General features: G+C 66.5%; 17 protein-coding genes. 11 read left to right on the forward strand and 6 right to left on the reverse strand.

Annotated features, from left to right (window positions below):
- The first annotated feature begins 108 nt into the window (after positions 1 to 108).
- The 6 genes from AC4AMJ_RS03335 to AC4AMJ_RS03360 all read left to right on the forward strand — a co-directional run bounded on the left by AC4AMJ_RS03335 (position 109) and on the right by AC4AMJ_RS03360 (position 7,227).
- Positions 109 to 1,770, forward strand: a complete 1,662-nt coding sequence (locus AC4AMJ_RS03335) for a flavin monoamine oxidase family protein (RefSeq protein ID WP_489896990.1) — start codon at positions 109 to 111, stop codon at positions 1,768 to 1,770.
- 4 nt (positions 1,771 to 1,774) lie between these two features.
- On the forward strand, positions 1,775 to 2,578 hold the full coding sequence (locus AC4AMJ_RS03340) for a carbon-nitrogen hydrolase family protein (RefSeq protein WP_489917242.1): 804 nt from the start codon (positions 1,775 to 1,777) through the stop codon (positions 2,576 to 2,578).
- A gap of 307 nt (positions 2,579 to 2,885) precedes the next feature.
- The gene (locus AC4AMJ_RS03345) at positions 2,886 to 3,623 is read left to right on the forward strand and encodes a hypothetical protein (RefSeq protein WP_489917243.1); all 738 of its coding nucleotides are present in this window, start codon (positions 2,886 to 2,888) and stop codon (positions 3,621 to 3,623) included.
- A gap of 133 nt (positions 3,624 to 3,756) precedes the next feature.
- A complete protein-coding gene (locus AC4AMJ_RS03350) occupies positions 3,757 to 4,968 on the forward strand; it encodes an esterase/lipase family protein (RefSeq protein ID WP_489917244.1) in 1,212 nt (403 codons plus the stop codon).
- A gap of 160 nt (positions 4,969 to 5,128) precedes the next feature.
- Entirely contained in the window at positions 5,129 to 6,274 is a 1,146-nt protein-coding gene (locus AC4AMJ_RS03355; protein WP_489917245.1) for a DNA polymerase IV, read from the forward strand.
- A complete protein-coding gene (locus AC4AMJ_RS03360) occupies positions 6,271 to 7,227 on the forward strand; it encodes an alpha/beta hydrolase (RefSeq protein ID WP_489917246.1) in 957 nt (318 codons plus the stop codon). The genes AC4AMJ_RS03355 and AC4AMJ_RS03360 overlap by 4 nt, the downstream gene beginning before the upstream one ends.
- A 53-nt stretch (positions 7,228 to 7,280) precedes the next feature.
- Here AC4AMJ_RS03360 and AC4AMJ_RS03365 read toward each other — a convergent pair whose 3' ends face one another.
- Both AC4AMJ_RS03365 and AC4AMJ_RS03370 read right to left on the reverse strand, forming a co-directional pair.
- Positions 7,281 to 7,745, reverse strand: coding sequence for a SixA phosphatase family protein (locus AC4AMJ_RS03365; RefSeq protein ID WP_489901021.1), 465 nt, complete (start codon positions 7,743 to 7,745; stop codon positions 7,281 to 7,283).
- Between the two features lie 17 nt (positions 7,746 to 7,762).
- Positions 7,763 to 8,041, reverse strand: a complete 279-nt coding sequence (locus AC4AMJ_RS03370) for a hypothetical protein (RefSeq protein ID WP_489917247.1) — start codon at positions 8,039 to 8,041, stop codon at positions 7,763 to 7,765.
- 67 nt (positions 8,042 to 8,108) lie between these two features.
- Here AC4AMJ_RS03370 and AC4AMJ_RS03375 point away from each other — a divergent pair, with 67 nt between their 5' ends.
- Positions 8,109 to 9,014, forward strand: coding sequence for a DMT family transporter (locus tag AC4AMJ_RS03375; protein WP_489896983.1), 906 nt, complete (start codon positions 8,109 to 8,111; stop codon positions 9,012 to 9,014).
- Here the strand turns inward: AC4AMJ_RS03375 and AC4AMJ_RS03380 are convergent.
- Complete coding sequence (locus AC4AMJ_RS03380) at positions 8,992 to 9,453, reverse strand: flavodoxin domain-containing protein (protein WP_489917248.1); 462 nt, start codon at positions 9,451 to 9,453, stop codon at positions 8,992 to 8,994. The genes AC4AMJ_RS03375 and AC4AMJ_RS03380 overlap by 23 nt on opposite strands.
- Before the next feature lie 189 nt (positions 9,454 to 9,642).
- On the opposite strand from AC4AMJ_RS03380, the gene AC4AMJ_RS03385 reads away from it, so the two are divergent.
- From AC4AMJ_RS03385 to mmsB, 3 genes are read left to right on the forward strand one after another with little or no spacing between them, the layout of a single operon-like run.
- The gene (locus AC4AMJ_RS03385; protein ID WP_489896981.1) at positions 9,643 to 11,181 is read left to right on the forward strand and encodes a CoA-acylating methylmalonate-semialdehyde dehydrogenase; all 1,539 of its coding nucleotides are present in this window, start codon (positions 9,643 to 9,645) and stop codon (positions 11,179 to 11,181) included.
- Positions 11,182 to 11,225: 44 nt separating this feature from the next.
- Positions 11,226 to 12,389: an acyl-CoA dehydrogenase family protein gene (locus AC4AMJ_RS03390; RefSeq protein WP_489896980.1), complete on the forward strand. Its 1,164-nt coding sequence runs from the start codon at positions 11,226 to 11,228 to the stop codon at positions 12,387 to 12,389.
- A gap of 42 nt (positions 12,390 to 12,431) precedes the next feature.
- Positions 12,432 to 13,301, forward strand: coding sequence for a 3-hydroxyisobutyrate dehydrogenase (gene mmsB, locus AC4AMJ_RS03395; RefSeq protein ID WP_489917249.1), 870 nt, complete (start codon positions 12,432 to 12,434; stop codon positions 13,299 to 13,301).
- A 107-nt stretch (positions 13,302 to 13,408) separates the two neighbouring features.
- Here the strand turns inward: mmsB and AC4AMJ_RS03400 are convergent, their stop codons facing one another.
- Positions 13,409 to 13,912 carry a MarR family transcriptional regulator gene (locus AC4AMJ_RS03400; RefSeq protein ID WP_489896978.1) on the reverse strand — a complete coding sequence of 168 codons (504 nt, stop codon included), beginning with the start codon at positions 13,910 to 13,912 and terminating at the stop codon, positions 13,409 to 13,411.
- Positions 13,913 to 13,940: 28 nt separating this feature from the next.
- Positions 13,941 to 14,525 (reverse strand): TetR/AcrR family transcriptional regulator, encoded by a 585-nt coding sequence (locus AC4AMJ_RS03405; RefSeq protein ID WP_489917250.1) that lies wholly within the window; start codon positions 14,523 to 14,525, stop codon positions 13,941 to 13,943.
- A gap of 59 nt (positions 14,526 to 14,584) precedes the next feature.
- On the opposite strand from AC4AMJ_RS03405, the gene AC4AMJ_RS03410 reads away from it, so the two are divergent.
- Positions 14,585 to 15,052, forward strand: a complete 468-nt coding sequence (locus AC4AMJ_RS03410) for a DUF4188 domain-containing protein (RefSeq protein WP_489917251.1) — start codon at positions 14,585 to 14,587, stop codon at positions 15,050 to 15,052.
- 6 nt (positions 15,053 to 15,058) lie between these two features.
- Here the strand turns inward: AC4AMJ_RS03410 and AC4AMJ_RS03415 are convergent, their stop codons facing one another.
- On the reverse strand, positions 15,059 to 15,709 hold the full coding sequence (locus AC4AMJ_RS03415; protein ID WP_489918364.1) for a TetR/AcrR family transcriptional regulator: 651 nt from the start codon (positions 15,707 to 15,709) through the stop codon (positions 15,059 to 15,061).
- Between the last annotated feature and the right edge of the window lie 210 nt (positions 15,710 to 15,919).

The following is a 15,919-nucleotide window of genomic DNA, read 5'->3' on the forward strand; positions in this document are numbered from 1 at the left end:
TGTGCCGTTGATAGCGGACAGTTTCGGTCCTCAATGATCAACGAGATCGGCGCGCCGCACCGGCCGTGATGACCGACGCCGACCGGCTGTGCGCAATACGCTGACACGGTGCAGCCCGATCGGCCGGTGACCATCTTCGGTCCCGACTTCCCCTTCGCCTACGACGACTGGATCACCCATCCGGCCGGCATCGGAACGGTACCCGAGCATGCTCTCGGCTCCGAGGTCGCCGTCATCGGAGCGGGGATGGCCGGGATGGTCGCCGCGTACGAGTTGATGAAGATCGGACTGCGCCCGGTGGTCTACGAGCCGGAGCGGATCGGTGGCCGACTGCGGTCGGAACATTTCGTGCCCGGCGAACCCGAGGTGGCCGAACTCGGCGGCATGCGTTTCCCGGCGTCGTCGTCGACGTTCTTCCACTACGTCGACACCTTCGGGCTGCGCACACGACCATTCCCGAACCCGCTCACCGAGGCCGCCGGCAGCACAGTGATCGACCTCGGCGGGGAAACCCTCTACGCCCGCACGCTCGACGACCTGCCGCCGATCTACACGGAGATCGAACGTGCCTGGGACAGCGCGCTGGAACGCGTGGCGGGGTTCTCCGGGCTGCAGGAGGCGATCCGGGACCGGGACCGCCCGCGACTCAAGGAGCTGTGGAACCGGCTGGTCGTGGACTGGGACGACCGCAGCTTCTACGACTTCCTGGCCACCTCCGAGGAGTTCGGTTCCCTGACGTTCCGCCACCGCGAACTGTTCGGCCAAGTCGGATTCGGCACGGGTGGTTGGGATTCCGACTTCGCGAACTCGATGCTGGAGATTCTCCGTGTGGTGGTCACCAATTGTGACACCGACCAGCATCTGGTCGTCGGCGGTGCCGAGCAGGTGCCCCGGCGCCTGTGGTCGGACAGCCCCGCCACCATCCGGTACTGGCCGGTCGGGACCAGTCTGTCGTCGTTGCACAGCGGCGTCCCCCGGGCGGGCGCGGCGGCGGTCCGACGAGTCGGCCCGAACCGCATCGAGGTCGTCGACCGGTGGGGCGACACGCGAGAGTTCCCGTCCGTCGTGGCCACCTGCCAGGCATGGCTGCTGTCCACCGAGATCGAATGCGACGAAAGCCTGTTCAGTCAGGATCTGTGGATGGCGCTGGACCGCACCCGCTACATGCAGTCGTCCAAGACATTCGTGATGGTCGATCGCCCGTTCTGGCTCGACCGGGATCCGCGGACGGGTCGCGACGTGCTGAGCATGACCCTGACCGACCGGCTGACCCGCGGCACCTACCTCTTCGACAACGGACTCGACCGCCCAGGCGTCATCTGCCTGAGCTACACCTGGATGAGCGATGCGCTCAAGGTGCTGCCGCACCCGGTGGAGAAGCGGGTCTCGCTGGCACTGGACGCATTGCGCAAGATCTATCCCGACGTCGACATCGCCGAGCACATCGTCGGGCGCCCATTGACCGTCAGCTGGGAGGCCGAACCGCATTTCCTGGGTGCATTCAAGGGTGCGCTACCGGGCCACTATCGATACAACACCCGGATGTACGGGCACTTCCACGGTCAGGAGCGGCTGCCCGACGCCGAACGCGGCATCTTCCTCGCCGGCGACGATGTGTCGTTCATGCCCGCATGGGTGGAAGGGGCGGTGCAGACCGCGCTCAACGCGGTGTGGGGTGTGATCAATCATTTCGGCGGCGCCTCTCACCCGGACAATCCGGGACCGGGGGATCGCTACGCCGACCTCGGGCCCATCGACATCGGACCGTGAGAGCATGACATCTGACACCAGCCGTTTCCGGATAGCTCTCTGGCAGTGCGCATCCCGCCCCGCGCAGGTCGCCGAGAACCTCGACCGCCTCGACGCGGCCGCCGCCGATGCCGCCGGTCGTTCCGCTGACCTGCTCATCACGCCGGAGATGGCGGTCACCGGCTACAACATCGGTGCCGACGCGGTGAGCGACCTGGCCGAATCCGTCGACGGGCCGATCGCCGACCGCGTCGCCGAGATCGCGGTACAGCATGGCATCGCGGTGCTCTACGGATGTGCCGAACGGGCCGACGATGGTTTGGTGTACAACGCCATCCGGCTCGTCGACCGACACGGTGCCCGGGTCGCCACCCATCACAAGACCCACCTGTTCGGTGACCTCGACCGGGAGATGTTCGCGGCGGGTGACACGCCGCCGCCGGTCGTCGAGCTGTCCGGGTGGCGGCTCGGGCTGCTGACCTGTTACGAGGTGGAGTTCGGTGAACTCGTCCGGTCCCTGGCGCTCCGCGCGGCCGACGTCGTCTGCGTGCCGACGGCGAACATGATCGCCTACGACGTGGTCCAGGATGTGCTGCTGCCGGCCCGCGCACTTGAGAGCCAGGTCTTCGTTGCCTACGCGAACTACTGTGGCACAGAGCATGATCTGGAATACGGGGGGCGCAGCGAGGTCGTCGCGCCGAGTGGCGAGGTTCTCGCCGAGGCGGACCGTTCGCCGACGTTGCTCGTCGCCGACGTCGACCGCGCGATGCTCATACAGTCCCGGGATGCCTATCCCTACATGAAGGATCGTCGACCGGAGATTTACTGAGATGTCAAGCAGGCGGATCGATTTTGCCTCTGGACAGAGTGTGCTCCGTACCCTACGGTAGCGTTACGCGCCAGAACTTACCGGCCAGTAGGTCGGCGCAGGGGGGTCGGTATCACCTCGGAGGGCCGCGAGCATTGGTTCCTCGAGTACGAGGTGTCATCTCCGACAAGCGGTTTGAAGATGGTTTCGGAGATCGGTTCGGCTCGGAGGGCCGGCGTCCGGTGTAGTCAGTTCGTCGTCATGCGTCTACGTGTCGGGGGCGCGCCAGCGTGACGCCGCATGTTCACATGTCTCATGAGGGGGATCCATGACCGACACAATCACTTTTCGCGTGCGCAACTGCGTCGATGGTTCGCTGCGACGTCCGATGGCCCTGATCGAGGCGATCGAGGTCGAGGAGCTCATCGTCATCCCGGGTGTCGACGCGCTTCTCGATGACCCGCACGAGTTCGGGTTGAGCTTCGATTCGTCGATCGCCCTGTCCGGGTTGCTGCGCAAACATGCTCATCGCGTCGGTGTCCTCAAGCGGATGGCGGCCGAGGAGCTCACCGAAAAAGATTGTAGCCGAGAGACTCTGGATCAGATCCCGGCCGCCTTGCCGGTGCGCGCGGTGCGATTCATCGCATCGCAGCCGAAATGGGCGGCCGATCGGCGCGGGATCGAGATCGTCCGGATCGCGTTCTCCTTCGTCGCGGTGCACGCGCTGACTGATCCGACCAACTGCCATACCGCTTCGCGGGCACTGCATCTGCGGCCACGACCGCTCCACGACGACCGGGAATTGTTGCGGACGGTACTGGGTGAGGCGATGCCCGGACTGGACGGCCACGCGTCGCAGTTGCTGGCCACCTACATCAGCAAGGCCAGTGCCTTCTTCGCCGACCCTGACGATGGTCGATGGTCCACGCCGTTCCGCGGCGACACCCACCCGCCGCGGGCATCCGCGTCGCTGCTGGACTACAACCCGGACGCACTGAGTGCAGCCTGCCGTTCGATCGGCCTCGACGCCACCGGGCTCCGCATCGCGCCTCGAAAAGGACGCTGACCAGCCACTTCTGTGCCAAAGTGGTGGCCGTCACCCAGCGTAGAAATTGTGTCTCAGACCACTGGACAAGGCGCCGACATTACCCTACGGTAGGTTACGCATCGGTAAGCTACGCAGGGGTAGGTGCGGCCCGATGCTCCATCTTTCGGCACGTCGGAGGGAATTGATGGTGGGGGCGCGGCATCGGTTGAGGGGTCTGGCGGTCACGGCGGCGATTCTGGCAGCGGTGGTGGTCATGGCCGGTTTCGCGCCGGCGGGGGCCGAGCCGAGGGCCGCGTTCGCGGCTTCGTCCGTGGCCGCCCCGTCGAAGGCGGAGATCGACCAGGCGCAGCGTCTGACCGATGCCATCAATGCCGCTGCGGAGCCCGGGTCACCGCGAGCGGTGAACGGTCTGCGCCGCGACGTCGCCACCCGGCCGCTGGGCCCCATCGCGGACACCCGCGGTGTCGGCCCCGCGCAGCGGGGCTTCTGGTCGGCGTTCGCCTATTCGCAGTTCCACCCTGAGGTGGCGCCACCCGGAGCGAACGACTGGGGCTGCAAGCCGAAAAGCGGTCAGCGGCCGGTGATTCTGGTCCACGGCACATGGGAGAACGCCTACAACAACTGGGCCGCGTTCGCGCCGGTCCTGAAGCGGGCCGGCTACTGTGTGTTCGCGCCCAACTACGGACGTACCGACCTGCTCAACGGAGGTGGACTCGGCGTGGTGCTGCCGGGCACGAACGGCGAGGCCGCCATCGAATATTCGGCCGCCCAGTTCGGCGCTTACGTCGACAGAGTACTGCGCGCGACCGGCGCGAAAAAGGTTGATGTCATCGGGCATTCGCAGGGTGGGCTGATGGTGCGGCAGTGGATGAAGTTCGGTGGCGGCGCAGATTACCGCCATCCCGAACGATCCAAGATCGGCAAGCTGATCACCTTCGGTGCCACCAACAAGGGCACCACGCTGCTCGGCATCGGCGCGCTCGGTCGTGGTATCAACAACCTGGGGCCGGCGTTCAATGTCCTCGGTGTCACCGAGATATTCGTGGGTCGGTCCGGAATCCAACAGACCGTCGACTCGCCGTTCATCAAGAACCTGAACCGATCCAAGCTGGTGTTCCCGGGAGTCGACTACACGATCGTCGGTTCCCGGTACGACGAGGTCACCACCCCGTTCGACCTCACGTTCATCCACCGGCCGGGAGTGAAGAACATTGTGCTGCAAGACGGTTGCGAACAGGACACCTCCGATCACCTGGCGATGTCCTACTCTCCGCGGGCGATCTCGATCGCTCTGCGCGCACTCGACCCGACACGGTTTGCGCGCCTCGCGTGCGGTCCGAGCCCCTGGTTCTTCAGTTTCTGACCACAAGGAGTCTGCTGCTGGCCGAGGAGATCCACGTCGACGCAGGGGAGGGCGTCGTTGCGGGGTCGGGTCGGGCCGGTCCGCCGGTGAGGTAACCGCGGACCGGTCCGACCCGGTGTGGAGGATCGGGCCGAGGTGCCTTCGGCAGTAGGCTGAATCCGTGGGCGACTCACCACTACGCCATCGATGGCTGGTACATGTCGACCTGGATCAGTTCCAGGTCTCCGTCGAACGCCTGCGCAGCCCGGAGTTGGTCGGCGTGCCCGTCATCGTCGGCGGGAACGGGGACCCGACCGAGGCCCGCAAGGTGGTGACCTGTGCGTCCTACGAGGCACGAGATGTCGGGGTGCGGGCGGGGATGCCGCTGCGTGCGGCGTACCGCAAGATGCCGGACGCCGTCTACCTCCCGCTCGATGTGCCCGCCTACGATGTCGCCTCCGCCGACGTCATGAACGTGCTGCGAGGTTTCGGCCATCCCGTCGAGGTGTGGGGATGGGACGAGGCGTACATCGGCGTGGACCCGGTCGACGGCCCGGACGACGGCCCGGGCGACATCGCGCCACAGCACGATCGGTTGACGATCGGGAGTCTCGCACAGCACATCCGCGCCGAGGTGTTCGACCGGACCGGGCTGCACTGCTCGATCGGCATCTCCGACAACAAGCAACGCGCGAAGATGGCCACCGGCTTCGCCAAGAAACCCGACCCGGACTCCGCCGCACTGGCCGCGTTCGACATCGAGAAGGTGTTCCTGCTCGACGAGCAGAACTGGTTGCCGCTCATGGATGATCGGCCGTGCCGCGACCTGTGGAGCGTCGGACCGAAAACCGCGGCGAAGTTGTCGGCCCATCGCATCGACACGGTGCACCAGTTGATCGCTACTACGCGCGAGGATCTCATCGATGTCTTCGGTCCGCACCAGGGCAACTGGCTGTATGTCCTGTGTCGAGGCGGCGGCGACTCGACCATCACGGTGGAACCCTGGCTGGCCCGGTCGCATTCCAAGTCGCGCACGTATCCGACGGACATGACCGACCTCGAGGAGATGCGTTCGGCCGCCTTCCAACTCACCGAGGAGCTGGTTTCCCAGATACTCGCCGAGGAGCGCGAGGTGTTCCGGGTGGCGGTGACCGTCCGGACCAACACCTTCTACACGCGCACGAAGTCCCGCAAACTGGCGGCGCCCACGACGTCCTACGACGACGTCGCGCCGATCATCGGCGAATTGCTCGGCAACTTCGAGATCGACCGTCCCGTGCGACTACTGGGCGTGCGATTCGATCTGGTCACACCGGAGGACGAATGAAACGAACTCTGCGACGGCTCCTGATCGCCGCGGTCGGCGTGCTGGTCGCGGCGGGCACTCTCGCCACTCCCGCAGACGCCGCACCTGCGTTCCCGGTCTTCTACGATTTCACCAGCGGGATCAGGGCCGAACTCGCTGATCCGGGTGGATCGTTGCCGGGAACCAACGACTTCGGGTGCCGGCCCACTCGAGCGCACCCGCGGCGGGTGATCCTGGTGCACGGCAGCGGTGGTGGACGCCAAACAAATTGGGGGACACTGGCACCCGTCCTGGCCAACGAGGGGTACTGTGTCTACGCGCCGACCTATGGGGCGGTGTCGACGGTGTGGCCGCTGTCGGCACTGGGTGGGCTGGGCCCGAAACCCGACAGTGCGTGGCAACTCAAGGCGTTCATCGACCGGGTCCTGACGACGACAGGTGCCCGACAGGTGGACATCGTCGGTCACTCGCTCGGCACCGAGATCCCCACCTATTGGATGAAGTATCTGGGTGGGCGAGGAAAGGTCGCCCACTACGTGTCCCTCGCGCCGTATTGGCGGCAGGGTCCCGACGAGGACGACACGCGCGGGGAGTCGATCGCGATGTTCCGCAACGCCCTCGGAATCCCGGCACCGGTCCGACCGCCGTGTCCGGACTGCGTCGCACCACCTCGCGAGCTGTCGTTCAATCAGGCTGTGCGGCAGCCGACACCGTACCTGCCCGGGGTGTCGTACACCAACATCGTGACCCGCGACGACGAGATCGTCACCCCCTACTCGAGCGGTGTGCTCGCCGGGCCGCCCGGCACCGAGGTGCGCAACATCGTCGTCCAGGATGGCTGCCCGACCGACCACTCCGACCATGCGTCGATCACCTCGAACCGACGCAGTGCGGCGTTGGTACTCAACGCGCTCGATCCGACCCACCCGCGCCCGGTGCCGTGCGTCGCTGTCGCGCCGTTCACCGGCGGCTGAGCCCACCGCCGCAACCGTCAGATCCACGCCCGCCGATGGGAGCAGGCCTGTCCTCACTCTCGGGGGATGCGCACTCCGATGAGCCGGGCCTCGGGATCGACATCGAGCCCGAGCCGATCCCACGCTGTGCCCACGGTGATGACGGCGTAGGCGGATGTGGGGAACTGTTCGACCTCCCCGTCGGCGTCGAGGGTCAGCGCCGTGTCCGGCATGCCCGGGGAGTGCCCGACCACGAGGACCGTCGTCGCATCGGCGGGTGCGTGGATGCGGACCGCCTCGAGGATTTCGGTCGGGTAGGCGCCGTAGAGGTCATCGACGAAGGTCGTCGGAGCGGCCACACCCGTGCGGTCGAGCGTCTCGCGGGTACGGGTGGCGGTCGAGCACAGCACCGCATCGACGTGCAGGCCCTCGTCGGCCATCCATCGCCCGGCGAGCGCCGCCTCCCGCCGGCCACGTTCGGCCAGCGGCCGACCGTGATCGCTCACGCCGGGAGGGTAACCGGATTTCCCGTGGCGCATCAGGACCAGTGTGCGGGTCACGCGGCGCCCCGCGAGCGGCGATCGGTGGCTGGGTTCGTCGCCATCACGCGCAGTAACGCGGCGGTCGCCCGCCACGCGGCGGCCTCCTGCCAACAGAATGCCGCGTGCTCTTCGGCACCCACGGTGAGATGCTCGTCGGCGAGTTCGTCGTACTGGATGCATTCGTCGACGGCTCGATCGATGAGCGCTATCACCTCCTCTTTCGAGGTGCACGCGCGCGTGATCGAGTCGGCGTCGAGAGTGGTGAGACGTTCGAGTTCCGTCTGGTACCGCATGACCCAAACCTACGACGTCGAGCCGACAACGTGGTGGACCAACACCGTGAATCGTTAGCCTGGTCGAATGCACTCCTGGGTACCCGCGCTGCTGTCCGTGCTGGCGGCGCTGCTGATCGCGGCGGGCACGGTGATGCGTCAACGCGCATCCCACGCCAGCGGTCTGATCGCCCAGGGATGGTGGCTCGGTGCCGTGGTAGCACTATGTGGCTTCGCCGCCCAGGCCGCGGCCCTCGGCCTGGGCTCGATCCTGCTGGTGCAGCCGCTCGTGGTGCTCGCGATCCTGTTCGCCCTGCCGATGGAGGCGTGGGCCGACCACCGGCGACCGCAGCGCCCCGAATGGGTGTGGGGTGGAGTGCTCGTCGTCTGTGTGACCCTGTTCCTCTCGATCTCGCGACCCGAACCGTCGCAGCGTCGGCCCGACAATCTGCTCATGGTGACCACGATCGGAGTGGTGATCGTCGCGTTGTTGATCTGCGTCGTGTTGGCCGAACGATCCAATCAGCATTACAAGGCGCTGCTCTACGGCGTGACCGGGGGAGCCCTGTTCGGGATGTCGGCGTTGCTGGTGAAATCGGTCGCCTACCAGTTCGTCCACGACCTGGAACGCACGTTTCTCCAGCCGGAGTTCTACCTGTTCCTGATCGTGGCGGCCGGGGCGATCGTGGCTCAGCAGCGGGCCTTCGGCGCCGGGGAACTACAGACCTCGTTTCCCGCCCTGACCGTGGTGGAGTTGGCCGTGTCGATGGCACTCGGCGTCGTGCTGCTCGGTGAGAACCTCAGCGTGTCGGTGCCGACCGCGTTGTTCCTGGGCGTGGTGCTGGCCCTGATGGTGCGCGCCGTGCTCGAGCTGGCCAAGTTGGCGGCGATCCGTGCCGAGGAGATCTCGTGCCACTCCCGGAGTGCGGCCGCCGACGAGGCGACGGCACACCGACCCGGCGACGGGCCGATCAGCCGGCGGGGAGCGGCGTGATCAAGCCGCTGATGTCGCGGGCCCACCCGGCCGCGTGCTCGGTGGGTTCGACCGACGAGGAGTAGTCGTGTCGAGCATGCTCGCCGATCTGGACCCCACCACGTGTCACCAGCATCTCGGCGATGATCTCGCCGCCCCGGTTGAAGGTCGCGTCGTAGACGATGTCGCCGAGGCCGAAGACCGCGAACCGGACGCCGGTCAGGTCGGGATCGGCCGCATCGAGTCCCTCGGCGAACGGCTCGGCCCCGGTGGGTAGCTCCCCCTCGCCGTAGGTCGAGCAGACGATGACGAAGAAGTCGGCGGGGTCGAGGTCCTCGACGGCGAAGTCACTCATGTCATGGATCGCCGGGTCGTGATCTGTCGTCAGGACGTCGGCGATGGCGTCGGCGACGAGCTCGCCGGTTCCGGTCTCCGTGCCGTACAGGATGACGACCGACATGTGCATTCTCCTTTCGACGTCGTGCCTGTGACGCACGATCAGCCATGTAGGAAAGGCTACCCTTAGTTACTTCCGGGTTGTCAATCCGCAGGTGGGGAGGGGTTTGCAAAATTACTTGGATGTCCTACTATTGGAAATCGGAAGCCACATCCATTGCTGCCCCGACTCTCGAATCAAGGTGATCTACTCGTGTCTAACCTCGACGCTGCCGTCCGGACCATCCCGCACTACCTGAACGGTGCCGCGGTAACCGTTACCGAGGGCCGCTTCGCCGACGTGTTCAATCCCAGCACCGGCGCTGTCGCCGCCAAGGTGCCGCTGGCCACGACCGCCGAGGTCGACGCCGCCGTCGCCACCGCCGTCGAGGCCCAGCGCGAATGGGCCGCCTGGAACCCGCAGCGGCGCGCCCGCGTGATGATGCGGTTCGTCGACCTGGTCAACCAGAACTCCGACGAGCTGGCCACCCTGCTGTCGCTCGAGCACGGCAAGACCCATGCCGACGCCAAGGGTGACATCCAGCGCGGCATCGAGGTCATCGAGTTCGCCATCGGTATCCCGCACCTGCTCAAGGGTGAGTTCACCGAGGGTGCCGGGGGCGGGATCGACGTGCACTCGATCCGCCAGCCGCTCGGCGTCGTCGCCGGCATCACGCCCTTCAACTTCCCCGCGATGATCCCGCTGTGGAAGGCCGGCCCGGCGCTGGCCTGCGGCAACGCCTTCATCCTCAAGCCGTCCGAGCGCGACCCGTCGGTGCCGCTGCGACTGGCCGAACTGTTCACCCAGGCCGGCCTGCCCGACGGCGTCTTCCAGGTCGTCCACGGTGACAAGGAATCCGTCGACGCTCTGCTCAACAACCCGGACGTGCAGGCGCTCGGCTTCGTCGGCAGCTCCGACATCGCCCAGTACATCTATTCGACGGCCGCCGCGAACGGCAAGCGCTCACAGTGCTTCGGCGGTGCCAAGAACCACATGATCATCATGCCCGACGCCAACATGGATCAGGTCGTCGACGCACTCATCGGCGCCGGTTACGGCAGCGCCGGCGAGCGCTGCATGGCCATCAGTGTCGCGGTCCCCGTCGGCGAGCAGACCGCGGAACGCCTGCGCGCCAAGCTCGTCGACAAGGTCAACGCCCTTCGCGTCGGCCACAGCCTCGACCCGAAGGCCGATTACGGCCCGCTGGTCACCGCGGCGGCACTGGACCGGGTCAAGGGCTTCATCGGCAAGGGCGTCGAAGAAGGTGCCGACCTCGTGGTGGACGGCCGTGAGCGGACCAGCGACGAACAGCAGTACGGCGACGAGGACATCTCGAACGGCTTCTTCATCGGCCCAACGCTTTTCGATCACGTCACCAAGGACATGACGATCTACACCGAGGAGATCTTCGGTCCGGTGCTGTCGATCGTGCGCGCCGGCGACTACGAGGAGGCCCTCGCGCTCGCCTCGGATCATCAGTACGGCAACGGCGTCGCGATCTTCACCCAGGACGGCGACGCGGCGCGCGACTTCACCGCACGCGTGAACGTCGGCATGGTGGGCGTGAACGTCCCGATCCCGGTTCCGGTGGCCTACTACACCTTCGGAGGTTGGAAGCGCTCCGGCTTCGGCGATCTCAACCAGCACGGCCCGACGTCGATCCAGTTCTACACCAAGACCAAGACGGTCACGACCCGGTGGCCGTCCGGGGTCAAGGACGGGGCCGAGTTCGTCATCCCCACGATGGACTGACGGCTGTCCGTGGTACGAGATCGACAAGTAGGAGAAGGACCTCGATGACCATCACAACCGACAGCGGTCTCGACGCCGACGAGCGCGTCATCGTCGAGACCGCCGCCGGGTTCGCGGCAAAGAAGCTCGCGCCCTACGCTCTGGAATGGGATGAGAACCACCACTTCCCGGTGGCCGAGCTGAGAGAAGCCGCCGAGCTCGGGATGGGCGCGATCTACTGTTCGGAGGACGTCGGCGGGAGCGGTCTGCGACGTCTCGACGGGGTTCGCATCTTCGAGCAGCTCGCCTACGCCGACCCGGCGGTCGCCGCCTTCCTGTCCATTCACAACATGTGCACCTGGATGGTCGACGAATACGGCACCGCCGAGCAGCGTGAGCGTTGGGTCCCGCGGATGGCGTCGATGGAGGCGGTGGCCAGCTACTGCCTCACCGAGCCGGGTGCGGGATCGGATGCGGCGGCGCTCACGACGCGTGCGGTCCGTTCCGGCGACGACTATCTGATCACCGGCGTCAAGCAGTTCATCTCCGGTGCCGGGTCCAGCGACGTCTATGTTCTGATGGCCCGCACCGGCGACAACGGATCTCGCGGCATCTCCACCTTCCTCGTCGAAAAGGGCACGCCCGGACTGAGTTTCGGTGCCCAGGAACGCAAGATGGGCTGGCACGCCCAGCCCACCGCCCAGGTCATCCTGGATGAGGTGCGGGTGCCGGCGACCAGCCTGCTCGGCGGGCAGGAGGGAATCGGTTTCGGGATCGCGATGAACGGCCTCAACGGCGGCCGGCTCAACATCGCCGCGTCGTCCCTCGGTGGCGCGCAGGCCGCCTTCGACCGGGCCGCGAGCTACGTGGCCTCCCGCAAGGCATTCGGCGGGGCACTGATCGACGAGCCGACCATCCGGTTCACCCTGGCCGACATGGCCACCTCGCTCGAGGCGTCGCGGCTGATGCTGTGGCAGGCCGCGTCGGCCCTCGACGGCAACGCGCCCGACAAGGTGGAGAAGTGTGCGATGGCCAAGCGCTTCGTCACCGACAACTGCTACACCGTCGCCGATGCGGCCCTGCAGCTGCACGGCGGCTACGGATATCTGAACGAATACGGTATCGAGAAGATCGTCCGCGATCTGCGGGTGCATCGGATACTGGAAGGTACCAACGAGATCATGCGTGTCGTGGTCGGCCGGTCGATCGCGTCGCGCTATCGGGACTGAGCACCGGGACAAGTGAACTCACAACATCTGGGAGATTCGACAATGACGACGATCGCCTTTCTCGGCCTGGGCAACATGGGTGGGCCGATGGCCGCAAACCTCGTGAAGGCAGGCCACACCGTGCACGGCTTCGATCCCGTGCCCGAGGCGGTGAAGCAGGCGCAGCTGGCCGGGGTCGAGACGTTCCCGACCGCGGTCGAGGCGGTCGCCGCCGCCGAGGTGGTGATCACCATGCTGCCCAGCGGCGCGATCGTGAAGAACCTCTATGCCGAGATCCTGCCCGCCACACCCACCGGCGCACTGTTCATCGACAGCTCGACCATCTCGGTCGACGATGCGCGCGAGATCCACGGACTGGCCGTCGAGCACGGCTTCGCCCAGCTCGACGCCCCGGTCTCCGGCGGGGTGAAGGGCGCCTCGGCCGGCACGCTCGCCTTCATGGTCGGTGGTGAGGACGAGGCCTTCTCCGCCGCCCGTCCGACCCTGGAACCGATGGCGGGCAAGGTGATCCACTGCGGTGCCGCGGGCGCAGGGCAGGCGGCCAAGGTGTGCAACAACATGGTTCTGGCGGTGCAGCAGATCGCCGTCGGCGAGGCCTTCGTGCTCGCCGAGAAGCTCGGTCTGTCCGATCAGGCCCTGTTCGACGTGATCACCGGTGCGACCGGGAACTGCTGGGCCGTGCAGACCAACTGCCCGGTGCCGGGACCGGTGCCGACCTCACCCGCCAACAACGACTTCAAGCCCGGATTCGCCACGGCGCTGATGAACAAGGACCTCGGCCTCGCACTGGACGCGATCGCGAGCACCGGGTCGCGGGCACCGCTGGGCACGCACGCCGCCCAGATCTACAAGTCGTTCGCCGAGCAGCACGCGGACCTGGACTTCAGCGCGATCATCCAGACGCTGCACTGACCGCGTCGATCCAGACAGACACAACACTTCTCGTCAGCTACACGTGGCACGCCACGGGTAGCTGGCGAGAACTGTTGTATCTGTGGCCTCTCGCCTGGCCGTCGAGATCAGAAGTCGCCGGAGTTGCGACGAAGGGACTGAATCGCTTTCACCATGGCCGCGATCTCGTCGTCGCTCATGCCGACGTCGGCGAAGACCTCACGGTTGAGCGTGGCGGTGGCGTCCTCGACGGTGGATCGTCCGAGTTCGGTGATCTCGACGAGCGTGGTGCGTCCGTCCGTGGGGTGGGGTAGGCGCCGGACGAGCCCGTTCTCCTCGAGCCGGCGGATCGCGTGGGTCACGCTGGTCACGTGCACCTGGAGCCGGTCGCTGGCCTTGGTGATCGGCAGCGAGCCCTCGCGGGAGAAGGCCAGCAGCCGAAGCAGTTCGAAGCGGGAGAAGGTCAGGTCGTACGGCCGCAGCGCGGCCTCGACGCGTGCCAGCAGGATCTGGTGCGCCCGCATCACCGACGTCACCGCGACCATCCCGTCGGCCACCTCGCCCCAGCCCGCATCGGCCCAGTTCTTGCGCGCCTGGGCGATCGGGTCGAAACTCATGCTGCGGCCTGCCATGCTGACAGCCTAGTTCCGACGCACGACACTAGTTCTGGATGGCACGCCAGCCATCGAGGATCGCCATCGTGGCGCGCACCGGGTCGGCCCCGTCGGGGAATCTGCCGGCCAGCAGCAAGAGTGTGAGCCCGTGCACCTGGGCCCACAGCGAGGCGACGATCGTGGCCGGGTCGTCGTCGCGGAAAACGCCGGCGTCGATGGCCGACTGCACCCCACGGGCCAGTGGCGCGATCGCCCGGCCGGCGGCGGCATCGAGATCGTCGCTGGTGCCGATGCCCGCGATCTGGGGTCCGAACATCAGCTCGAACAAGCGTGGATTTTCCAGCGCCCATTGCACGTACGTCGTCCCGAGAGTGGCGAGGAGCTCGGCGACGTCGGTGCCGGTCGCGTTCTCCTGGGCGACTGCGAATCTCTCGAACGCTCGGATCAAGACGGCGCGGGCGAGGTCCTCTTTCTTGCCGAAGAGGGAGTAGACGGCTGTGGTGCTGGTGTTGGCCGCCTGCGCGACGCCGCGAAGCGACAGATTCGCGAGGCCGCCGTCAGCAACTGCTGCCACCGCCTCCTCGAGAAGGCGCTCGTGCAGCTCGTCGTCGTGCACTTTGGGTCTTGCCATGCGTTGCATTGTTCCATAACATCGTTTTATAACACTGTTATGACCGAAGGGACTTGATCATGGTTCGACCTGACGCCCGTCGCATGACCAGCAAGAAGCCGCCGGAGGGGACCGCGCTGTTCCTCATCGGCATGAGTCTGCCGAGGCTGTGGCATCCGGGCGCTTGGCTGTCGATGCTGGTCCAGATGCCCCGGATGCTGACCTACCTGGCCCGTCATCCGGAAGCGGGCTTGCTCTCGTCGCGCCTCTTCGTCGGGTCGACGATCATGGTTGTGTCGTATTGGCGAAGCCCCGAGGACATCCGACGTTTCGCCGCCGACGCGCAGGCGCCGCATCGGCCTGCATGGCAGCGGTTCGCGAAGCGCCTGGCCGATCGCAACGCGGTCGGCATCTTCCATGAGACCTACGTGATCGGCGAGCACGAGACGATCGCCAGCGGCATGCCGCCCTGGGGACTATCCGAGGCGGTGGGGTGGGAGCCGGTGGGTGCGGACAGGCGAACGGCGGCTCAACGCCTCGCGTCGTGACGGAGCTCAGGTTGCCGGGGTGTGCTCCAGGAGCATCTTGATCGCACCGACGATCGTGTCGACGAGTCCGGCGACGGTGTGGTCGCCGAGTTCGCCGCGTGTCTCGTCGGAACGCATCATGATCACCGACTCCACGAGACGGAAGGGGAGGAGCTTTCGCGTGTCGGCGGCCTCGCCCAGCGTGGCGACGGCCAGCGCCTCGTACGCGGCGGCGAGCTCCAGGCGTCCGGCCCGGAACTCGGTGAATCGTTCGTCGGCCAATTCGGGGAGTAGGTAGAGGGCGCCGAGGTTCCATCGGGCGGCGGCCAGTTGCGTGACGTCGTAGCGGGCGAGGTCGAGCAGCCGCTGCAGAGGGGGATCGTCGGCGGCGAGGAGCTCGCGGGCACGTTCGAGGGACGGGTCGACGGTCGTGGCGAGCAGCGCCGCGAGGATGTCGTCCTTGGTCTTGAAATAGTGATACAGGGAGGCCTGCCGGACGCCGACCGCGTCGGCGATCATGCGAGTGGACGTCCCGGTGTAGCCGTGACGGGTGAAGAGTTCGGCGGCGGCGTCGAGGATCTCCCCGCGCGCGGTGTCGGCACGACGCTTCGTGTTGGCCAGTCGCGGCCGGCCGGGGCTCGCGGCAGTGCCCGAGCCTGATGACGGCCGCGTTGCCATGGTGTCCCCGTCCTGTCTGTGCCGGCCGATCGGTGTGAAATCCACCCTAACGCACCTGATCCGAGTCCCGGTCAGGCCGTTGACCTGCGCTGTGTAACACATTTGTAGCGCGTGTTTGCACGCCCGAAACATTTCTGTCACTTGATAGAAATTGTGCTACGGTTTCCTATCAACTGACAGATAAACCGCTCACCGTGGAGCGCCTTGTAC

The sequence above is a fragment of the Gordonia sp. LMA484 genome (assembly GCF_058129505.1).